Genomic DNA, 20,347 nt, shown 5'->3' with positions numbered 1-20,347 from the left:
CCCTGCAGATTGAATCCGCAGTGTACCTTTCCGGTTCCGCTATATGACCCGGGACCCCGGCCGGCCAAGACCATGCTCGTTCTAAACGGCACGTCGATGACGCAGCTGAGAGGTAAAGCCCACCGCTATATGAAGGCTGAAGGTTAACAGGGAAGACGCAAATATCCACAATACGGCAAATCAACCCACCTGTCTACCCCACATCTCGCCCGAATGCAAGCACCGTTGCCGCGGGCACCAATGCGGGCCAGCACCTATACTCCCCCGGAACGGAATGTTGTTCCGGTCTCGATTGTTGAATGGAGAGGTGATAGGCCCCACGGTAGCCTTGGCTCACCATCCTTGATCGGAAGAGAGAAAATGAGCACCCCTTCAGAAAAAAGGGACAACAACAACGACGTTGTCATCCTTTCCGCCATCCGCACCCCACAGGGACGGTTGAACGGTCAACTAGCTGGGCTCACCGCCGTCGAGCTCGGTTCACACGCCATATCAGGCGCCATCGCGGCGAGCGGAATCAGCGCTGACAAAGTGGATGCAGTCATCATGGGCCAGGTCCTGCAGGCGGGTGCTGGCCAGAACCCGGCCCGGCAGAGCGCCATCGCCGCCGGCATCGGCTGGAACATCCCGGCGGTGACCATCAACAAGGTCTGCCTCTCCGGGCTGACAGCCGTGATCGATGCGGCGCGAATGATCCGCAGCGGGGACGCCGCCGTCGTAGTCGCCGGTGGTCAGGAATCGATGAGCCGCGCACCCCACTTGCTCCCAGGCTCCCGGCAAGGCTGGAGCTACGGGGCGATTCAAGCCCTCGACGTCGCTGCCCATGACGGTCTCACCGACGCCTTTGACGGGCAGTCGATGGGCCTGTCCACGGAGATCAAGAACCTCTCGTTGGGCATCGACCGCCGTTCCCAGGACGAAGTGGCAGCCGCTTCGCACGAGCGCGCGGCCGCGGCCACCGAACAAGGAGTGTTCGACGCCGAGATCGCACCTATCAGTGTCAAGCAGCGCAAAGGCGAACCCTTGGTGCTGAAAAGCGACGAAGGCATCCGTCCCCAGACCACGCTCGAAACCCTGGCACATTTGAAGGGCGCTTTTGCCACTGACGGAACCATCACGGCAGGCAACTCCTCACCCCTGTCCGACGGCGCCTCCGCACTGGTACTCACGAGCCGCCGTTTTGCCGAGGAGAACGGCCTTGAGTACCTTGCCGTACTTGGTAAGCCAGGGCAAGTAGCCGGTCCTGACAACAGCCTGCATTCGCAGCCGTCCAACGCCATCCGCCACGCTTTGGACCGCGCAGGGTGGACAACCGCCGACCTGGACTTCATCGAGATCAACGAAGCCTTCGGTTCGGTTGCGGTGCAGTCCTTGAAGGAATTGGACTATCCCTTGGAGAAGTGCAATATCCACGGCGGAGCAATTGCGATTGGACATCCGATCGGTGCTTCGGGAGCACGGCTCGCCCTCCATGCAGCCCACGAGCTGAAGCGGCGCGGGAAGGGCAAAGCGGCGGTCGCCCTGTGTGGTGGTGGCGGCCAAGGCGAAGCACTGCTCCTCTACCGCGACTAGATTCGACGGCTGCATGGCTACGAGCAGAATTGAGGTGTGAATGCGGGGCACTGAGCGATTCCTCGCTGACGCGGCCGCCCGTGGGCTTGAAGTCCATCTCGTCAAGCGGGCACCGGCACGCAGCCTCGAGGAAGCTGCCTGCATTATGGGGATCACGCCGTCGGACATTGTGAAGTCCTTGGTGGTCAAGCATCGGGACGGAACTTTCCTGTTTGCTCTGATCCCCGGAGACCGGCAGATTTCCTGGCCGAAGCTGCGCACCCTCCTCGGCGTCAACAAGCTGTCCATGCCGTCTGCCGCTATAGCGCTCGAGGCCACGGGCTATGAGCGCGGCACCATCACACCCTTGGGAAGTTCAAAGCCTTGGCCGGTCTATGCGGATGTCAGCATCACCGGACGCAGGATTTCCATGGGTGCGGGCGAACACGGATTCAGCGCCTTCGTGGAGGCTGATGAGTTGGCTGCCGCCCTGCATGCGGTAGTTGCCGACATCAGTGACCCCAACTGACTCGCAGTTGTTGTCGTTATAAGGGCTTATAACGACAACAACTGCGAGTCAGTTGGGTTAAATTCAGGAAGCCCCGCCCGGACAAATCCGGACGGGGCTTCCCGGGTAAAGTGAATTACCGGAAAACGCGAATTACTTGACAGTAACCGAGGCGCCAGCAGCTTCGAGCTGCTCCTTGGCCTTCTCTGCTGCTTCCTTGGTTGCACCTTCGAGGACAGCCTTCGGTGCGCTGTCAACCAGGTCCTTGGCTTCCTTGAGGCCGAGGGAGGTGATGGCGCGAACTTCCTTGATCACTGCGATCTTCTTCTCGCCGGCACCTTCGAGGATGACATCAAATTCAGTCTTCTCTTCGACCTCTTCGCCAGCGCCGCCCGCAGCCGGGCCTGCAACTGCAACAGCAGCAGCAGTAACTTCGAAGGTCTCTTCGAAGAGCTTGACGAACTCGGAGAGCTCGATGATGGTCAGTTCCTTGAAAGCTTCAATGAGCTCTTCGTTGCTGAGCTTCGCCATGTTTGGCGTCCTTCCTTTAGGTGGTGCCGCGACGAACATAATCCGTTACTGCACCGCAGTTTGATGGGTGAGAACTTAGTTCTCTTCGGTTGCTGCTTCAGCGGCTTCAGCCGGAGCGGCAGCCTCTTCTGCAGCAGCCTCGGCGGGAGCCTCTTCGGCAGCCGGTGCTTCTTCAGCGGCCGGTGCTACAGCGCCGCCCTCTTCTTCAAGCTTGAGGCGCAGAGCGTCAATGATGCGTGCAGCAGCGGCAGCAGGTGCCTTGAGGATGCCTGCGACCTTGGCGAGCTGCAGCTCACGGGACTCGAGGGCTGCCAGCGCGGCAACCTCTGCTGCGTTCAGTGCCTTGCCTTCGAAGTAACCGGTCTTGATGACCAGCTGCTTGTGGGCCTTGGCAAAGTCCGTCAGGCTCTTGGCGGCAGCAACCGCGTCACCCTTGATGAATGCAATTGCAGTAGGGCCGGCGAGCTGACCGTCGAATGCTTCGACACCAGCTTCCTTGGCTGCAATGGCGGTCAGGGTGTTCTTGACGACCGAGAACTTGGTGTCCAGGCCGAGAGAAACACGCAGCTCCTTGAGCTGTGCAACAGAGAGCCCGCGGTATTCGGTCAGGACAGCGGCGTTCGATTCCTTGAAATCGTTGGTGATCTCAGCTACTGCGGAGATCTTGCTAGGCGTTGCCATAACCCTCCTTCCGGGGAATAAAGCCGGTTTTCCGGGTCCCCACTCAAAAGAGCTACAACTAAAAAACGCCCCGCGCAGATGCACGGGGCTTGGCTCGACACGATCCAACGATCGTGGAGACTTGCTTCGTTCACCTGCGCCGGCCGCCCTTTGTCAGGGTCCTTCGTCAAGGAATCCACTTGGTTCTTCCGCGCGCAGCTGCAGAGTTGAGCTGAGCCCAGAAGAGTGGATTCCCATCAACCGACGGTCTTTGGTAGTTCAAGCTTACGGGACGCGGAAGTGCATCGCCAAATCGCGCGGCCTCACTCGGAGGAAGTAACCTTCGGGCCCATGTCCGGAAGCTCCTTCTGCCACAGCCCCGTCACTCCGGCCGTGGTGAATCCCAATTGCTTATTCACCGTGAGCAAATACCGGTTTTCCGGGGCATTCCAGGTGTAGATCACCCGGGCATCGGGGAACTGCTCGCTGAGTCGCTGCATATTGGCAACCTTGATGAGGAGTCCGAGCTTATTTCCCCGGTGCTCCTGCAGCACGATCGTGTCATCTTGGAAGACGACATCCTGACGCTGCGCGAGGACGCCGATGGTGGTGAGACCCACGATGCGCCCGCTGGAAATATGTTCGACGGCGGTGACCACCGTTCGGCGCCCCTGCGCGACGGCGGCTTCTTCCGCCTGACGCAACACACCGGCGTCGAACACTAACTGCTGCTGCTCTGCGCTCGTCGTCCCGTTGTCCTCAGTCACTACTTCCCCGGCGGCGTTTTCCAGTGCTGCCACGGCTTCAAGCCACTGTTGCGGGCATCGGTCGGTCCAGTGGTGGACCCGGTAGCGGCCGGCGTTCGCGTCTTCCGCTTCGGCCTCCAACTCGGCGACGAGTTTCGAATCAAGCGGGAGGGCACAGGAACTGAACTGCTCGATGTGCTGGAGGGTGTAGCCCGTACGGCGGGCAAAGTCCACCTCGCGGCTGGCGAGGGGGACGAACCCAAGGCCGCTGCCCGGCACTAGCTGTCCCTCGGTGCCGCCGTGCAGGGACGCGGCAGGGTGGTTGGTGTCCACCATGATCATCGTCCGGCCCTCGCTTTTGGCGAAATGTTCGGCGGCTTCCAGAAGCTGGCGCCCGATACCCCTGCGCTGAAACTCGGGAAGGATGTCGAGGGTGAATTCCGCCAGGTCCATATTGTCGGCAAGAGGCAGCGCGATATCGACGGTACCGACGATGCGGCCGTCAACCCGAGCCACAAGAATGACCTGGCGTTCGTAGGGATCGGCGAGTTCGAGTAATTTCTCCAACGGCGTGTAAGCGAGATCATCGCTGCCCCAGATCTGCATCCGGACCTTGCGACTGACTTCCACGGCTGCCAGAAAGTCCTTCGCGTCAGCGGCGTCGAGGGAATCCGGGATCCAGAGTTGGCCGATCTCCACGGTGCTCGTCATTTGATCCTCTTTTGCCATTGGGCGTCTTATCCCCCGCTCGGAAGCCGAGCTGTTCGTTGAGGGCCAGCATATGTTCGTTTTCCTCGGCGTTAAAGTCATGACGCGCGCGACTGCCGGAGTGTCCCTGCTCATCGGCACGTCATGCCCCAGCCTAATCAGCGCCGGCGAGGCACGATAGGTACCTGCCTGCCACAGTGGCGCAGCTACGACGAAAGGACCGCCCGGCACATGCCGGACGGTCCCTTCAGAGTCGATGCGCCCTGAGGCTTACGCCTCGGTGAGAACCTTGGTGACGTTCGGGTCAACGGAGATGCCCGGGCCGAACGTGGTGGCGACGGTAGCCTTCTGGATGTAACGGCCTTTGGAAGCGGACGGCTTCAAACGAAGCACCTCTTCCAAAGCGGCTGCATAGTTCTCGGCCAGCTTCAGCTCGTCGAAGGAAACCTTGCCGATGATGAAGTGCAGGTTCGAGTGCTTGTCGACGCGGAAGTCGATCTTGCCACCCTTGATGTCGTTGACAGCCTTGGTGACGTCTGCGGTCACGGTGCCGGTCTTCGGGTTCGGCATGAGGTTACGCGGGCCGAGGACCTTACCGAGGCGGCCGACCTTGCCCATGAGGTCAGGGGTTGCCACGGCGGCGTCGAAGTCGGTCCAACCGGCTGCGATCTTTTCGATCAGGTCATCGGAACCAACGAAATCGGCGCCTGCAGCGATTGCTGCTTCGGCCTTGTCACCCGTAGCGAAAACCAAGACGCGGGCAGTCTTACCGGTACCGTGCGGCAGGTTGACGGTGCCGCGGACCATCTGGTCGGCCTTACGCGGGTCAACGCCCAAACGGAAAGCGACCTCAACGGTTGCGTCGAACTTGGACGGGTTGGTGTCCTTGGCGAGCTTGATGGCCTCGAACGGGGCGTAGAACTTGTCTGCCTCGATCTTGGCTGCGGCTGCCTCATATGCTTTGCTGCGCTTTGCCATGCTGCTTATTCTCCTTGTGCAGTTGTGGTCTGCGGACCGCGCTGGGCCCTGCCACAGTTGGAGATCCGGCGTGGATTCCCAACATCTCAATAATTCAATGGTGCCGGTTGCCCGGCGGGAGGTGGTTAGCCCTCGACTGTATCTGATTGTCGAAAGTCTCCGGGACTCACTTCCGGCGAGTGCTTCGTTCCTCAGCCCTCACCGTCCGTTCATTCCTCGACTATTCGACGGTGATACCCATGGAGCGTGCGGTGCCAGCAATGATCTTGGCAGCACCCTCGAGGCTCGTGGCGTTGAGGTCTTCCATCTTGGTGGTGGCAATCTCGTTGACCTGGGCCTGGGTCAGCTTGGCAACCTTGACGGTGTGCGGCGTGGCCGAACCCTTAGCAACGCCTGCAGCCTTCTTGATGAGCTCTGCAGCCGGCGGGGTCTTGGTGATGAAGGTGAAGGAACGGTCTTCGTAGACCGTGATTTCAACCGGGATAACGTTTCCGCGCTGGGCTTCCGTTGCAGCGTTGTACGCCTTGCAGAATTCCATGATGTTGACACCGTGCTGGCCAAGCGCAGGACCGATCGGCGGGGCCGGGTTGGCGGCACCTGCCTGGATCTGCAGCTTGATGAGGCCGGTGACCTTCTTCTTGGGAGCCAATGTAGGTCCTTCTCTCAATAACTTCCTAGGACACAGGAGCGTGCCTCAGGTTCGTGGCCGCCATGGCAAGGCGACCGACCGCTCCGTTGCTGCTAAGCGGGCAGCCGCGGAGCGAAATTCTGGGAACAACTAGATTTTGGTGACCTGGTTGAATGCGAGCGTAACCGGGGTTTCGCGTTCGAAGATCGACACGAGGACAACAAGGGTCTGGGATTCCACCTTGATCTCGGAGATCGTGGCGGGAAGGGTCTCGAACGGACCTTCCTTGACAATGACGGACTCTCCAACTTCGAAGTCGACGTCCACCGGCGTCTGGTGCTGCTTGTTGACCGGCTTGCCCTTCTCTGCCTGCTGCTCTTCGAAGATCGGAGCCAGCATGGAGAAGACCTCGTCGAGGCGCAGCGGGACCGGGTTGTGGGCATTGCCCACGAAGCCGGTAACACCAGGAGTGTGGCGCACGGCGCCCCAAGACGCGTCGGTGAGGTCCATGCGGACGAGAACGTAACCCGGAATCCGCACGCGGTTGATGATCTTGCGCTGGGCGTTCTTGATCTCAACCACTTCCTCCATGGGCACCTGGATTTCGAAGATGTAATCTTCCATGTCCAGGGTCTGGATGCGGGTCTCAAGGTTGGCCTTGACGCGGTTTTCGTAGCCGGCGTAGGAGTGGATGACGTACCAGTCACCCTCCTGGCGGCGAAGCTTGGCCTTGAACTCCTCAGCGGGGTCGGCGGGCGCTACGGCGGCAGCGGCAGCCAGCGCGTCATCGGACTCGGCCTCGTCGGATTCGACAGACTCACCGTCGGCGTCGTCGGCAGTTTCGGGCACAGCAGAATCGACCTCGGACCCTTCCACGGCGTCAGCCGTGGCGTGCGCCGTGCTTTCAGCGGACCCATCCAGCTCAGTCTCAGTTACCTCGAGCTCCTGCTCAGACACTTGGTCTCCTGCTTCCTCATTGCCTAACATGCCTATTTAAATGGCTCAATTCCGCAAACCCTGCAAAATCCCTTGATTTCCGTGGATTTCACGCGGTTTACGGAGCGATCCGCTTAGTGGTTCGTGCTACCAGTAGCGCCGAAGACCCATTTGATTCCCGTACCGAAAGCCAGGTCCAGGATGGTGACGACGAGCATCATGATGGCCACGAACACCAGCACCACGACCGTGTAATTGACCAGTTCCTTACGGGTGGGCGCAACAACCTTCTTGAGCTCGCCGATTACCTGGCGAACAAAAAGTGCAATTCGAGCGAAGAAGCCGGAATCGGACTTCTTGGCAGGGCGGCCCTTCGAGCTGCTCGCAGCTGTTTCGGTCACCTGATCCTCACTCATCTATGCAAACGTCGTTGACCCGACTCTGATCAGAGCCATGGTTGCTGCGCTTGTTCCGACAATTATTCCGGAACAGCTTGCGCAGGGCAGACAGGACTCGAACCTGCAACCTGCGGTTTTGGAGACCGCTGCGCTACCAATTGCGCCACTACCCTATGGAACGAATCCATATTTTTGGCCGCGCACCGTAGAACCCGAGAAATCCTTGGCAACAGGATTCTCCGAACTCAGTCTGGGGCGCGAACCATTGTGATGTTTTTCAACACCGGTGAACCAGTCTACGCAACAACGTCGCGATAGTCGAACCGGCTCATTCCGGAGTGTTCGGGCCTGCCCGCTCGTGTGATCAGCGCTCGTTTGATCAGCCGCCACTGTCACTTTCCCGAGCTTAGCCCGATAGCTCCGCAGAACAGCATAAAGTAGATTCCGTCGAATCCCATCATCCAGCTCCTGAGCTGCCCGCGAAGAACGGTGCTTTAAATGTCTGCCGGAATACCTGCCGCCCGCATTTCACAGCGAATTTCCGCCATCGCCGAATCCGCCACCCTTGCCGTTGACGCCAAGGCAAAGGCCCTCAAGGCCGCGGGCCGTCCCGTGATTGGTTTCGGCGCCGGGGAGCCCGACTTCCCGACACCGGACTACATCGTCAAGGCCGCCGTCGAGGCCGCCCCTCAGCCGAAGTACCACCGCTACTCTCCCGCAGCCGGCCTGCCGGAACTGAAGCAAGCCATCGCGGAGAAGACGTTCCGCGACTCCGGTTACAAGGTCGACGCTTCCCGGGTCCTGGTGACCAATGGCGGCAAGCAAGCCGTCTACAACACCTTCGCCACCCTGATTGACCCGGGCGATGAAGTCATAATCCCCACGCCGTTCTGGACCACCTACCCCGAGGCAATCCGCTTGGCCGGAGGCGTCCCTGTCGAGGTCTTCGCCGGCCCGGAACAGGGTTACCTGGTCACGGTCGAGCAGCTCGAGGCCGCCATCACGGACAGGTCCAAGATCCTGCTTTTCGTTTCCCCGTCCAACCCGACCGGCGCGGTCTACAGCGCCGAACAGGTAGCAGAGATCGGAAAGTGGGCGGCAGCCAAGGGACTCTGGGTTGTCACCGACGAAATCTATGAGCACCTCACCTACGACGGCGTGCCTTTCACCTCGATTGCCACTGCCGCCCCCGAGCTCGGTGACAAGGTGGTCATCCTCAACGGTGTCGCCAAGACCTACGCCATGACAGGATGGCGCGTCGGATGGATGATCGGCCCCGCCGACGTCATCAAGGCCGCCACCAATCTCCAGTCGCACTCGACCTCCAACGTCTCCAACATCATGCAGATCGCCGCCCTGGCCGCAGTGTCCGGGCCGCTGACCGCCGTCGACGAGATGAAGGTCGCCTTCGACCGCCGCCGCAAGGCGATTGTCGCCGGACTGAACGCGATCGAGGGCGTGGAGTGCCCGACGCCGAACGGCGCCTTCTACGTGTACGCCGACGTCCGCGCGCTGCTGGGCAAGGAATTCCCGACGCCGAACGGCCCGGTCCGTCCATCGACCTCGGCCGAGCTTGCCTCGCTGATCCTCGACGAAGTGGAGGTTGCCGTAGTTCCGGGCGAGGCCTTCGGCCCCTCGGGTTACTTGCGCCTCTCCTACGCCCTGGGCGACGAAGACCTCGCCGAAGGTGTCCGGCGCCTCCAGGAATTCCTGGGCCGGGCCAAGTAGCCTTTCAACTGCACAAACGCTCGCTCACCTTGGGATATAGGTGAGCGAGCGTTTGGGTTTAAGGCACCAAAGGTGAGGGAGCGTCAGAGGAGGCGGCGCTCGGCAGCCCATTTTGTCAATTCGTGGCGGCTGGAGAGCTGCAGTTTGCGGAGAACCGCGGAGACATGGGTTTCCACGGTCTTGATCGAGATGAACAATTCCTTGGCCACCTCCTTGTAGCTGTAGCCACGGGCGATGAGGCGCATGACTTCCAGTTCCCGCGCGGAGAGGCGGTCGAGTTCGTCGTCGGCGATCTCCGCCGGGGAGGTCCCAAACGCGTCCAGGACGAAACCCGCCAGCCGCGGCGAGAAAACGGCGTCACCGTCGGCTACCCGAATCACGGCGTCGGAGATTTCGGGGCCTGAAATGGTCTTCGTGACATAGCCACGAGCCCCGGCCCGGATGACGGCCACGACGTCCTCGGCGGCATCTGAAACGCTCAATGCCAGGAAGCTCGTGCTCCCGCGCAATTGAGAGGATGCACTGATGACTTCCCGACCACCACCGCCAAGGCCGCCGGGCAAGTGAACGTCAAGCAACACCACTTCCGGGCGTACCTCCGAAATCACGGCGATGGCTTGCTCCACGGTTCCGGCTTCGCCCACCACGTCGATTCTCGAATCGAGATCGGCCTTGAGGCCGGAACGGAAGATGGCGTGGTCGTCCACGATCACTACCCGGACGGTCCGTTGTGAGGGTTCTGGCTGAATGTGCTCCGCGGGGCCACTCATCATCTGGTTTCTCCGTTTCGGTTCTCTGCTTTGTCCGGCTTGTCTGAGTTTTCGGCGGGCAGCTTCAGGTGGACCTCAGTGCCCTCGGAGCTACTGTTGATGACCGCCGTGCCGCCGTGGCGCTTCATCCGTCCGATGATTGATTCCTTGACTCCGAGCCTGTCCTCCGGGACGGCGTCCGGGTCGAAGCCTGGTCCCCGGTCCCTGACAAAAACTTCGCTACCGGAATCCGAGCTCTCGAGATAGACGGACACGGCTCCGCCGCCGTGCCGGGCAGCATTGTGCATGGCCTCACGGGCCGCCAGGACCAGCGCTTCGTGCCGGTCCGTCATGGCGGAGTCTCCCACGCTGACGACGTCGACAGGGTGTCCGTGGGCGTCTTCCACTTCGGCTGCGGCCGCCGCGATCCGCTCAGCCAAGAGTCCTGCATCCTTGGCGGCATCCCGGTACAACCACGTACGCAGTTCGCGCTCCTGAGCGCGGGCGAGGCGGACCACGTCCTGTTCGGAGCCAGCCCGGCGCTGGATCAAGGCAAGCGTCTGCAGCACAGAGTCGTGCAGATGGGCAGCAATCTCCGCCCGCTCAGTTTCGCGAACACGCGCTGCGCGCTCGGTTTCAAGGTCTTTCCAGAACTTCAAGCCCCACGGCAGCAACACCAAGGCGACGCCACCCAACACGGCAATCGAAGCCAACAGCGCGAGCCATGTCTGCTCCCACGAGCCGGACCCGGACACCATGACCAACACGCCAGCAACCACCAGGGCCAGGCCTGCGGCGAGGCGGACCCAGCCACCGGCCTGGTCCGCCTTCGTCTTGTCCACCAATCCGGCCCGGCGCGACTCGTCCAGCTGCATCCAGGCGATCGCGGCCCCACCGAGAATGGCTGCCGCCGGGATCAGGGTGCCGAGAGGGACATCGACGCCGAACTGCCGGGCGATAAGGATGGCGGCCACCAAGAGGAGGCCGGCCCCCAAGAGGAGCTCCTTCCCGTACTGGATGCGCCGCGTCCTGAACCAGGAGGCGAAGACGGGAGCGGGGGTGGCCAACGGTTGCGGCGCCGGACCGGCACCCGGCTCAGGGCCACCGTATGGGAGGATGCTCACCGAAGGAGCAATGGGCGACGTCGGCCGGCGGCTATTGCGGCGGGCACTTTCGTCGGCGGTAGGTACCATGACCCAGAGCCAGGCGTAGAGGGCCAGGCCTGCGCCGCCGGCGAACGAGGCAAGGACCATGCCGAGCCGGATGTACTTCACGGGCCAGCCAAGGTGATCCGCCAGGCCGTTGCAGACGCCCGCAATCATCCGGTCGCTGCTGCGGACCAGTGCCGGGCGTTGCGTGGCGGTTGTCATGAATCCATCCAAACACGTATCAGGGGCCTTCGGCGCTGGAAGCAGGGCATCTCAGGGGGCCACTCAGGGAACGTTCAGGGTATCCCCCAATAGAGGGGGCGCGTCACCAGACGGCAAGATCGAAGTATGAACGCGAACAGCATGAATCCAGAGGACCCCGGACAAGCCGAGGGGTCCGACCAAGCTGCAGAATCCAGCCAGCCGGCCGGGACAGGCACACCGGAAGAACCGGCCCAGCCAAGCGCCGGCAATACGGGCGGCGCCGCACCGGACTACGCCGTGCCCGCTCCGGACTATGCCGCGCCCGCTCCGCCGCAGAACTTTTTCACCTGGATTCGCAGCCAAGGCATCAGCCGCGGTCAGGACCGGTGGATAGGCGGTGTGGCGAGCGGAATCGCGCACCGATTTGGTATCGATCCTTTGATCGTCCGCGGCATCTTCATCGTCCTGACCCTCTTCGCCGGCATCGGCATCCTGCTCTACGGCCTCGCTTGGGCTCTCCTGCCCGAACCCGACGGCCGCATCCACGCCCAAGAGGCCGGGGCTGGCAGGTGGTCCGCAGGCATGACCGGAGCCGTCATCACCACCATCGTCGGATTGCCAAGCCTTGGCCACGGTTTCTGGGGATGGGGATGGAACGGCCTTCCGGGTCTGTTCTGGGCGCTGTTCTGGGTAGGCGGCATCATCTACCTGGTCTACTTCCTGGTCCAGCGCAACAAGTCCCGCAATGGAAGACAGACCATGAGCACCCACCCTTATGCGCCCGCTCCAGGTTCCCACGGCGGAAGCTACGGAGCGCAGAGCACCTCCTACGAACCCAGCGGGATGGGCTACGGTGCAGTGCCGCCGTCGGGCGCTGGCTATTCAGCGCCGCCCACCACCGGACAGTACGGCACGAGTAGTGCATACGGGGCTGACCCGTACCTACCGGCCGGCGCACATCACAGGCCCGCACGGCCGAAACGGCAGGGACCGGGCGCGGCAATCGTTACCGTCTCCGCAGGGGCAGCCCTGCTGGCTGGCGGAACCCTCAAGCTGCTCGACGTCGGCAACGTCATCCAACTCGGCGACGCCGCCAACGCGGTGGTCTGGGCCACGGGCGCCGGAGTCCTCGGACTGGGCATCCTGGTTGCGGGGCTTCGTGGCCGAACTTCCGGGCTGCTGGGATTCCTCGCCGTTGCGACGCTGGTCATCGGCGGAATCTTCAATATCGCCCCCAACCCGAACCAATTCCACTTGCAGTCCGGTCAATGGAACCCCGTGAGCATCGACGATGCCCGCAAGGGTTTCGACCTCACCGGAGCCAATGGGACGGTCGACCTGAGCAAACTCAACCTGACGGCACCGCTGAGCTCCGACGTCGTGGTTCCGATGGATGTGACGGTAAGCAACATCAGGCTCCTCATCCCGACGACCGTGCCGGTGGAGGTCCAAGCAGACATGAGCTTCGCGAACCTCAAGCGGGACGGCAGCGCAGTCACCCAAAGCAACGGCGGTACCCGGGACAGCTTCAACACGGATAAGCCCGGCGCCAAGCTGATCATCAGGCTAAACGGCGCCTTCAGCAACGTCACCGTCCAGGAAGGAAACTGACATGAGCACGCATGAGCCCACACGGGCGTTTGGAACGGGACCGGCGTCCGCACCTGAGCCCTTGGCGCAGTCTGTCCGGGCCAGGGTCGGCACCGTGGTCTGGGGACTGATTATCCTGGCCCTCGCAGCCCTCATCATCATTTCGAAACTAGGCCTCGTGGCCCTCAACAGCAACTACGTGCTGATCGGGCTAATGATCGGGGCGGGCGCGGCACTCGTGATCGGAGGCCTGATGTCGGCCCGCTCCCGCAAGGGCAGCGGGTCTGCCCCGGAGTCCGGGTCCAGCACCACCAATCCTGACCATCACTAGCAACCGGCACGTGACAAAGCGGCCACAACAGGGAAGGCTCTAGCCATGAACAAGTTCTTCAGCATCGTACGGGGCATGGGCCTGAAGCGCGGACCGCAGCGTTGGCTCGGAGGAGTTTGCGGTGGCGTTGCCGCCAAACTGAATGTAGACGTAGCCTATGTACGCGTCGGCTACCTGCTCTTCTGCCTTCTACCCGGTCCTGCCGTGGTGATCTACGTGGTGGCGTGGCTTCTGCTTCCCAACCAGAGCGGCACCATTGCGCTGGAATCATTCCTCAACCGCCGCTCGTAAGGCAAGAATCAGGGCAAGCCGGCCCAGCACGTTCAATGGGCCGGCTCTTCGCGTGATATGTCCATGGTGTTTCACGAGCCTCACTCCAGGCGCCGGTCATGGTTTGTGTCCCACCCCACATTGCTGCCTACAATCATTGTGAGCTCAGCGTGGCGCTCTACACGTATACCTCCTAACCAGGATTTGAGCCCTCATGAAAATTGGAATCCTTACCAGCGGTGGCGACTGCCCCGGACTAAACGCCGTCATCCGTGGCGCCGTGCTCAAGGGAATTGCCATCCACGGCCAGGAATTCGTCGGTTTCCGGGATGGGTGGCGCGGCGTCGTGGAGGGTGACGTCATCGACATTCCCCGCACCATGGTCCGCGGCATCGCCAAACAGGGCGGAACCATCCTTGGCACCTCCCGCACCAACCCGTTTGAGAACGGCGGCGGCCCGGAGGTCATCAAGGGCCACATGGACCGTCTGGGCATCGATGCCATCATTGCCATCGGAGGGGAAGGCACCCTGGCCGCCGCGAAGCGCCTCACCGACGCCGGGCTGAAAATCGTCGGCGTTCCCAAGACAGTGGACAACGACCTCGACGCCACCGACTACACCTTCGGTTTCGACACCGCCGTCCAAATCGCCACCGAGGCCATCGACCGGCTACGCACCACCGGAGAATCGCACCACCGCTGCATGATCGCCGAGGTCATGGGCCGCCACGTGGGCTGGATCGCCCTGCACGCCGGGATGGCAGCCGGCGCGCACGCCATCCTCATTCCCGAGCAGAAGGTCAGCATCGAGCAGATCACCGAGTGGGTTCAGGAGGCCCACGACCGTGGCCGGGCGCCGCTGATTGTTGTTGCCGAAGGTTTCGTCCCGGACCACATGGAGGCTCCGCACTCCGAACGCGGGCTAGACACCTTTGGGCGGCCCCGTCTGGGTGGCATCGCGGACCAGCTCGCTCCGGAAATCGAAGCCCGCACCGGCATCGAGACCCGTGCCACCATCCTGGGCCACATCCAGCGCGGCGGCGTGCCCTCAGCCTTCGATCGGGTCCTGGCCACCCGCCTGGGCATGGCCGCCATCGATTCCGTCGTCGAAGGCCGCTGGGGAACCATGGTGGCCCTCAAAGGCACGGACATCGAACATGTGGGCTTCGAAGCCGCCTTGGGCAAACTCAAGACCGTCCCGCAGAACCGCTACGACGAAGCCGCGGTGTTGTTCGGCTAAGCCGTTCTTCGCTAAGCCGTTCTTCAAGGGGCAAACAGGTGCTCTCGGGCGCCTGCTTGCCCCTTCCTTTTCCACGGACTGCATAGACTCGATGTCATGGAACTTGATGCGGGATCGGCCGAAATTGTGTTGTTGGCCTGGGCTCGTCATTTGGGGTTCGACGACGAGGCCTTCAGTTTCGTCTCCGGCTCACCGGCAGCCCTCGCTGGCGAGCGGCTCGTCCGGGAAGACAACGACGCCCCATCCATCACGTTCGTGAGGCTCTTTGGCCGCTCCGCCCTGGTGGCCCCGGAATGGGCGGTGGCTGCCGCCGTCGGGCTCTCAGATGATCAACTAAGCGAGCATTCCGCGCTCCTGCGGATCAGCCGGGAGCATGGCGGCCATGGCTTGGGAACGTCCGCGCTGCTGTTCGCCGACGATCTTCCCCTCTTCCAGCCGGGCGGTGAAGTCACCGTCTCCCACGGTCATCCGGAGGCGATTGAATTGGAGGGCAGATGCCCTCCGGACGATGTCAATGAAGTCCATCTCTCCAGGATGGACCACCTTTTCACGGTCATGGATGGCAACGAACCGGACCGCAAACCCGTGGCCTGCGGCGCCTATGCCGAGTGGCAAGGGATCCTCGCGGATATGGGCGTCCTGGTGCCACCGGAATTGCGCCGGCAAGGGCTCGGAACATTAGCTGCTTCGATTGCGGCCCATGAGGCTCTTGCCTCGGGTTTGACGCTCCAGTGGCAGACGGCCCTGGATAACCGGGGATCGCTCGCGCTTGCCCGGAGGCTGGGATTCGTCGACGGCGGCGTCCAGACCTCTGTGTTGCTTCGCTAACGCTCCCTTGGCCGCCGCGAGTTGGCAGACGATGCCCTCAAAATCGCATTTTGGGGGCATCGTCTGCCAGTTCGCGCGGGCTAGCGCATGCCCTCTCTGCCGCCCGCCGGGGATACGGCCTCGGGCTCGGTGCTTCCGGCAGCCGCCGGGGAGCCCCAACCCTGGACCGCTTTGGGCTTGCCAAACATCAACGCCGCTACTGCTCCCAGCAGAATCGCGAAAGCAGGCAGCAAGACCGACTGGCTCATCGCCGTCGAAAAACCCGCGTGCAGGAATTCAGGCAACTGGCCCGTGAATCCCCCTTCGCCGGCCGGGGCGGCCCCAGGGGGAGCCGCGGGCAGCTCAGCCGCGAGCCGGGACTGGATCAGGGCAGCAATCGCTGCCGATCCCAGCACCGCCCCGATCTGGCGTGTCGTATTGAAGACACCCGAGCCGGCACCGGCTTGGCGCGGTGGGAGGTTGCGAGTGGTGGCGTTGGAGACCGGACCCCAGATGAAGCCGTTGGCCACACCCTGGAGGGCGCTGGGGAGCAGGAACATCCAGATGGGAGTGTCCGGCTTCAGGAGCGTCGCGGTCCAGAACAGTGCCCCGGACAGGCAGAGAAGTCCGAAAGCGGCGAACCAGCGCGGGTTGATGCGGTCGATCAGCCGGCCCACGAAGGGGGCCAGCGCGCCGGAGATCACGGCCATGGGGATCATGAGCAACGCGGACTGCGTCGGGGACAGCCCACGCACCACTTGGTAGTAGAAGATCGTGGGCAGCGGAAACGCGGTGATGGTGAAGCCCATCGCCATGATGGTGGTGTTGCCCAGGGAGAAGTTGCGATCCTTGAACAGGCCCAGCGGCAGCAAGGGCTCGCCGCCGCGGCGCTCCAACAGCCACTGCCACCAGACAAACACAGCCAAGACAACCAACCCCGAGATGATCAGGCCCCACACGGTAACGGGCCCGGTCACGGTGCCCCACTTGTAGCTTTGGCCTTCTTGCATGCCGAACACCAGCAGGAACATGCCGGCTGCAGACAAGAGCACACCGGGGACGTCAAACTTATGGCTGTGCGTGGTCAGCTTCGGTACAAGCCGGGTCACAAGGACGAACGCGACAATGCCGATGGGAACGTTGACGAAGAAGATCCATTCCCATCCGAGACCATCAACCAGCACACCGCCGAGGATCGGCCCGACGAGCACGGCCATGCCTGCCGTGGCTCCCCAGAGGCCCATGGCTGCACCACGGCGGTCCGGCGGGAAGATCCGGGTGATGACGGCCATGGTCTGGGGCGTCATCATAGCTGCGCCGACTCCCTGCACCACCCTGGCCCCGATCAGCATTCCGATGTCCGCCGACAGGCCGCACCACAACGACGCAAGCGTGAAGACTACGAGGCCTATCAGGTAGAGGTTCTTGGGCCCAAAGCGGTCACCGAGCCTTCCGGTGATCAGCAAGGGCACGGCGTACGCGAGGAGGTAGGCGCTCGTCACCCAGATGACGGCGTTGATGTCGGTGTGCAGGCCCTGCATGATCCGTGGGTTCGCGACGGAAACAATGGTGGTGTCGATCAGGATCATGAAGAACCCGACCACGAGGGACCACAGTGCGGGCCACGGTCTAGCTACGTTTTCCATGGGATTCCTTTGACTGTGCTGAATTTTTTGCAAGATTTCTTGGGCAACGATGCGTTGGATGGGCGGTTACCATGGCAACTGCCCGCTGCGGAGATCATTTTGGAAGCTGCGTATCCAGTCGATTTCCGTCCGCAGCATGGATTGTTGGTATTTGACGTCGATCCAGAATTTAGGCTCGATGGCTTTGGCAGCGACAGCTTCTTCACCACGCAGCAGGAAGTCGAGTTGCTTTTCCAGGCTCGCCACGCGGTGGTCCAGTAGTTCAAGTACGACGCCGGACGGCAGGTTATGTGCCTCGGCGATCGCGTGGGGAAAGCTCGGGTATTCGTTGACGGGTTCCGCCAGCATGTTCTGGAGGCGCTCGGTCAATGCTTCGCGGCCGATTTCGGTGATTCGGTAGGTGGTTCGCTCGGGCCGGTTGCCGGCGCGGTCAATTCCTGTCGCCTCAACCAAAGCTGCTTCTTCAAGGCGACCCACCGCGTGGTAAAGGGTACCCGGCCGTACCTTGACCAAGCGGTCTTCATGGCGGGCCATCAGGAGCTGGTACATCTCGTAGGGATGCATCGGCGCCTCGACAAGGAGGGCCAGTGCAGCGACGCCAAGGGGGGTCAGTGCGGTTCGTGCCATGTCCCGATCTTCCGTGCGAACTATTCCACAACAACTATTCCACATGGAATATATGACAGCAAGCTACCCGCCAGCGACGACGCCAAGCCCGGCGGCCCTTGGCTGGCCTATCCGAGCAGTTCGAGAATCTCCGTACGGGCAAACATTTGGGCTGCCTCACGCGCAGTGGGCGCTCCGGCGTCGGGATCGGCCCCGGCGTCAAGCAGCACCCGGGCCACTTCGGTGTAACCCTTGAAAACCGCGCCGGCCAAAGGCGTCTGGCCACGATCGTTGGCAACGTTTGCCTCGGCACCGTGGAGAAGCAGCAACTGAACGGTTTCAACGTGGCCGTGGTACGCGGACAGCATCAGGAGCGAATCGCCGGCAGCATTGCGCATTGCCGCAGGAGCACCTGCCTGGAGGTAGCTGCGCAAGAACTCGGAGTTGCCCTCGCGGGCGGCATCGAACAACGTGTGCGCCAAAGCAACGGCCTCGTCGTCGGCACCTGTCCGGGCTTCAGCGCCCGTCGTTTCGCTCATCGGTGGGGTCCCTTCAGGAATCCGGACTGACGCCCCACCACCTGGCCGGCGTCGGGCGCTACGATTACTTCCTGGGCGGCCGGATAAGGCTCCTCGCCATCCAGTACGGTCAGCACTTCCTGCGGATCGACGGACCGTTTGATCAGCGCCAAGCCCACAGCTCCCATTTCGTAATGCTGAGCCACGGACGTCAGCGTACCCACCTTGCGTTCCCCGGAAAGGACAGCGCTGCCTGCCGCGGGGAGGGTGTGCTGCGAGCCGTCCAGTTGCAAGAAGACGAGCCGCCGGGGCGGATGCCCCAGGTTGTGAACGCGGGCGATGGTCTCCTGGCCCTTGTAGCAGCCCTTGGACAAGTGAACCGAGGTCCGCAGGAGATCGAGCTCGTGCGGAATGGTCTTCTCGTCCGTCTCCGCGCCGAGCCGGGGACGCCAAGCGGCGATGCGGAGCGCCTCCGCGGCCAAAGAACCGGCAAGTGGCATGCCGTCCACGGCCGCTTCAAGCTCAGAGGCGGGAATGAGGTACTCGAACCACGGGCGCTCAAGACCGGGGTGGGAGCCCTCCTCCACCACACTGTAGGAGTAGCCGCCGACGCCTACATGGGGCCAGGGATCCACCCAGACGAGCCTCCCGGACCACGCGTCAACCGCCTTGGTTGAGCCGATGACCGCCCAGTCAGCAGAAACGTCAGCCACCTCGACGCGCAGCATGAACTTCATCTTGTTGAGCCACTCCGCCAGCGGGGCAGCCTCGGCTGCCTCGACCAGCAGCCAGGTGGTCCCGCCGTCGTCCACCACACGGGCGTCAAACTCGATGCGGCCCTGGATGGTGAGGAGCAGGAGTTCGCTCGAGACGCCTGGCTGGAGATTGGTCAGTTGCTGCGAGGACAGGGTGTTAAGCCAGCTGAGGCGGTCCGGCCCGGTGACCGTGACCACGCCCCGGTAGGAAAGATCGACGACGGCGGTGCCAGCGGCGAGCGCGCGCTGTTCCCGCAAGGGCTCGCCGTAGTGGGCCGCGACGCCGGAGTCCTCGCCGCCGCCTTCTACAGCTCCGGGGCGCGACAAAAGGGGGCTCTTGTAAGTCATATGTAGTAGAAGTCCTTGGGGCTCAGCGGTATTCCGGGTTTTCAAAATCGAAGCGCGTACCGGCTTTCCATTCATCCGGGAGATTGCCGTAGGCCGGAATGCCACCCGCGTCCTTGAGCATCCGGGCGTAGTGGAGCAGGTTCCAGGTCATGAAGGTGGTGTTCCGGTTGGTGAAGTCGCTCTCCGGGCCGCCGGATCCTTCGTCGAGATAGCTGGGGCCGGGACCGACTGCACCGATCCACCCGGCATCGGCCTGGGGCGGAATGGTGAAACCGACGTGCTGGAGGCTGTAGAGGATGTTCATTGCGCAGTGCTTGATGCCGTCCTCGTTGCCGGTAATCAGGCAGCCGCCGACCTTTGGGTAGTACGCCCATTGGCCCTTGCTATTCAGCTGGCCCGAATGGGCGTAGAGACGCTCGATGAGTTTCTTGGTCTGGGAGGAATTGTCGCCCAGCCAGATGGGGCCAGCCACCACCACGATGTCGGCCTCCAACACCGCCGGGTAGAGCTCCGGCCATTCATCCGTGGCCCAGCCGTGTTCTCGCATGTCCGGATACACTCCGGCGGCGATGTCATGGTCCACCGTGCGGATGACGCGGGTACTGACGCCTTGCTTTTCCATGATCCGCCGACTGATGGCGATGAGCCCGTCGGTGTTGCTCACTTGCGGGGACGGCTTGAGCGTCCCGTTGAAGAACACCGCCTTGAGATCGTCATAGCCGGTAGGTTTTGCTGCGCCGTTCATTTGCTGCTCCCTCGGTGG

General features: G+C 62.5%; 23 protein-coding genes and 1 tRNA gene. 9 read left to right on the top strand and 15 right to left on the bottom strand.

Annotation, left to right across the window (positions count from 1 at the left end):
* Positions 1-360: 360 nt before the first annotated feature.
* Both ABD884_RS03240 and ABD884_RS03235 read left to right on the top strand, forming a co-directional pair.
* Positions 361-1,572 carry an acetyl-CoA C-acetyltransferase gene (locus ABD884_RS03240; RefSeq protein ID WP_345036118.1) on the top strand — a complete coding sequence of 404 codons (1,212 nt, stop codon included), beginning with the start codon at positions 361-363 and terminating at the stop codon, positions 1,570-1,572.
* 40 nt (positions 1,573-1,612) lie between these two features.
* Positions 1,613-2,080: an aminoacyl-tRNA deacylase gene (locus ABD884_RS03235; RefSeq protein ID WP_345036110.1), complete on the top strand. Its 468-nt coding sequence runs from the start codon at positions 1,613-1,615 to the stop codon at positions 2,078-2,080.
* 132 nt (positions 2,081-2,212) lie between these two features.
* On the opposite strand, the gene rplL is transcribed toward ABD884_RS03235, so the two are convergent.
* Together rplL and rplJ are read right to left on the bottom strand one after the other, a co-directional pair.
* Positions 2,213-2,590 (bottom strand): 50S ribosomal protein L7/L12, encoded by a 378-nt coding sequence (gene rplL / locus ABD884_RS03230; RefSeq protein WP_028265115.1) that lies wholly within the window; start codon positions 2,588-2,590, stop codon positions 2,213-2,215.
* Between the two features lie 75 nt (positions 2,591-2,665).
* Complete coding sequence (rplJ, locus tag ABD884_RS03225) at positions 2,666-3,271, bottom strand: 50S ribosomal protein L10 (RefSeq protein WP_345036102.1); 606 nt, start codon at positions 3,269-3,271, stop codon at positions 2,666-2,668.
* Positions 3,272-3,349: 78 nt separating this feature from the next.
* Here rplJ and ABD884_RS03220 point away from each other — a divergent pair, with 78 nt between their 5' ends.
* The gene (locus tag ABD884_RS03220; protein ID WP_345036098.1) at positions 3,350-3,481 is read left to right on the top strand and encodes a hypothetical protein; all 132 of its coding nucleotides are present in this window, start codon (positions 3,350-3,352) and stop codon (positions 3,479-3,481) included.
* Between the two features lie 92 nt (positions 3,482-3,573).
* Here ABD884_RS03220 and ABD884_RS03215 read toward each other — a convergent pair whose 3' ends face one another.
* The 6 genes from ABD884_RS03215 to ABD884_RS03190 all read right to left on the bottom strand — a co-directional run bounded on the left by ABD884_RS03215 (position 3,574) and on the right by ABD884_RS03190 (position 7,817).
* The gene (locus ABD884_RS03215) at positions 3,574-4,725 is read right to left on the bottom strand and encodes a GNAT family N-acetyltransferase (protein WP_376954888.1); all 1,152 of its coding nucleotides are present in this window, start codon (positions 4,723-4,725) and stop codon (positions 3,574-3,576) included.
* A gap of 249 nt (positions 4,726-4,974) precedes the next feature.
* Positions 4,975-5,682: a 50S ribosomal protein L1 gene (rplA, locus tag ABD884_RS03210; RefSeq protein ID WP_028265118.1), complete on the bottom strand. Its 708-nt coding sequence runs from the start codon at positions 5,680-5,682 to the stop codon at positions 4,975-4,977.
* 220 nt (positions 5,683-5,902) lie between these two features.
* Positions 5,903-6,331: a 50S ribosomal protein L11 gene (gene rplK, locus ABD884_RS03205; protein WP_028265119.1), complete on the bottom strand. Its 429-nt coding sequence runs from the start codon at positions 6,329-6,331 to the stop codon at positions 5,903-5,905.
* A 129-nt stretch (positions 6,332-6,460) separates the two neighbouring features.
* Entirely contained in the window at positions 6,461-7,267 is an 807-nt protein-coding gene (gene nusG, locus ABD884_RS03200; RefSeq protein WP_345036085.1) for a transcription termination/antitermination protein NusG, read from the bottom strand.
* 113 nt (positions 7,268-7,380) lie between these two features.
* Entirely contained in the window at positions 7,381-7,662 is a 282-nt protein-coding gene (gene secE, locus ABD884_RS03195) for a preprotein translocase subunit SecE (RefSeq protein ID WP_028265121.1), read from the bottom strand.
* A gap of 82 nt (positions 7,663-7,744) precedes the next feature.
* Positions 7,745-7,817, bottom strand: a tRNA-Trp gene (locus ABD884_RS03190).
* A 325-nt stretch (positions 7,818-8,142) separates the two neighbouring features.
* Here ABD884_RS03190 and ABD884_RS03185 point away from each other — a divergent pair.
* A complete protein-coding gene (locus tag ABD884_RS03185) occupies positions 8,143-9,372 on the top strand; it encodes a pyridoxal phosphate-dependent aminotransferase (RefSeq protein ID WP_345036067.1) in 1,230 nt (409 codons plus the stop codon).
* 83 nt (positions 9,373-9,455) lie between these two features.
* Here the strand turns inward: ABD884_RS03185 and ABD884_RS03180 are convergent, their stop codons facing one another.
* Positions 9,456-10,142, bottom strand: coding sequence for a LuxR C-terminal-related transcriptional regulator (locus tag ABD884_RS03180; RefSeq protein WP_345054474.1), 687 nt, complete (start codon positions 10,140-10,142; stop codon positions 9,456-9,458).
* A complete protein-coding gene (locus ABD884_RS03175) occupies positions 10,142-11,491 on the bottom strand; it encodes an ATP-binding protein (protein ID WP_345036063.1) in 1,350 nt (449 codons plus the stop codon). Before ABD884_RS03175 ends, ABD884_RS03180 begins: the two co-directional genes overlap by 1 nt.
* Positions 11,492-11,617: 126 nt before the next feature.
* Here ABD884_RS03175 and ABD884_RS03170 point away from each other — a divergent pair, with 126 nt between their 5' ends.
* The 5 genes from ABD884_RS03170 (at position 11,618) to ABD884_RS03150 (ending at position 15,732) form a co-directional block, all read left to right on the top strand.
* The gene (locus ABD884_RS03170; RefSeq protein ID WP_345036055.1) at positions 11,618-13,084 is read left to right on the top strand and encodes a PspC domain-containing protein; all 1,467 of its coding nucleotides are present in this window, start codon (positions 11,618-11,620) and stop codon (positions 13,082-13,084) included.
* A gap of 1 nt (position 13,085) precedes the next feature.
* Positions 13,086-13,394, top strand: coding sequence for a hypothetical protein (locus ABD884_RS03165; RefSeq protein WP_345036050.1), 309 nt, complete (start codon positions 13,086-13,088; stop codon positions 13,392-13,394).
* Positions 13,395-13,439: 45 nt separating this feature from the next.
* The gene (locus ABD884_RS03160) at positions 13,440-13,685 is read left to right on the top strand and encodes a PspC domain-containing protein (RefSeq protein ID WP_345036047.1); all 246 of its coding nucleotides are present in this window, start codon (positions 13,440-13,442) and stop codon (positions 13,683-13,685) included.
* Positions 13,686-13,878: 193 nt separating this feature from the next.
* The gene (locus ABD884_RS03155) at positions 13,879-14,904 is read left to right on the top strand and encodes an ATP-dependent 6-phosphofructokinase (protein ID WP_345036042.1); all 1,026 of its coding nucleotides are present in this window, start codon (positions 13,879-13,881) and stop codon (positions 14,902-14,904) included.
* 96 nt (positions 14,905-15,000) lie between these two features.
* Positions 15,001-15,732: a GNAT family N-acetyltransferase gene (locus ABD884_RS03150; RefSeq protein ID WP_345036038.1), complete on the top strand. Its 732-nt coding sequence runs from the start codon at positions 15,001-15,003 to the stop codon at positions 15,730-15,732.
* Positions 15,733-15,812: 80 nt separating this feature from the next.
* Here ABD884_RS03150 and ABD884_RS03145 read toward each other — a convergent pair whose 3' ends face one another.
* The 5 genes from ABD884_RS03145 to ABD884_RS03125 all read right to left on the bottom strand — a co-directional run bounded on the left by ABD884_RS03145 (position 15,813) and on the right by ABD884_RS03125 (position 20,329).
* Complete coding sequence (locus ABD884_RS03145; protein ID WP_345036032.1) at positions 15,813-17,357, bottom strand: DHA2 family efflux MFS transporter permease subunit; 1,545 nt, start codon at positions 17,355-17,357, stop codon at positions 15,813-15,815.
* 66 nt (positions 17,358-17,423) lie between these two features.
* The gene (locus tag ABD884_RS03140; protein ID WP_345036023.1) at positions 17,424-17,984 is read right to left on the bottom strand and encodes a PadR family transcriptional regulator; all 561 of its coding nucleotides are present in this window, start codon (positions 17,982-17,984) and stop codon (positions 17,424-17,426) included.
* A 107-nt stretch (positions 17,985-18,091) separates the two neighbouring features.
* Positions 18,092-18,502, bottom strand: coding sequence for an ankyrin repeat domain-containing protein (locus ABD884_RS03135; protein ID WP_345036010.1), 411 nt, complete (start codon positions 18,500-18,502; stop codon positions 18,092-18,094).
* A complete protein-coding gene (ygfZ, locus tag ABD884_RS03130; RefSeq protein ID WP_345036005.1) occupies positions 18,499-19,584 on the bottom strand; it encodes a CAF17-like 4Fe-4S cluster assembly/insertion protein YgfZ in 1,086 nt (361 codons plus the stop codon). Before ygfZ ends, ABD884_RS03135 begins: the two co-directional genes overlap by 4 nt.
* Positions 19,585-19,606: 22 nt before the next feature.
* Positions 19,607-20,329 (bottom strand): flavodoxin family protein, encoded by a 723-nt coding sequence (locus ABD884_RS03125; protein WP_345036001.1) that lies wholly within the window; start codon positions 20,327-20,329, stop codon positions 19,607-19,609.
* Between the last annotated feature and the right edge of the window lie 18 nt (positions 20,330-20,347).

The sequence above is a fragment of the Arthrobacter methylotrophus genome, from assembly GCF_039539965.1.
Taxonomy (GTDB): domain Bacteria; phylum Actinomycetota; class Actinomycetes; order Actinomycetales; family Micrococcaceae; genus Arthrobacter; species Arthrobacter methylotrophus.
This window is presented reverse-complemented; position numbering and strand designations above follow the sequence as displayed.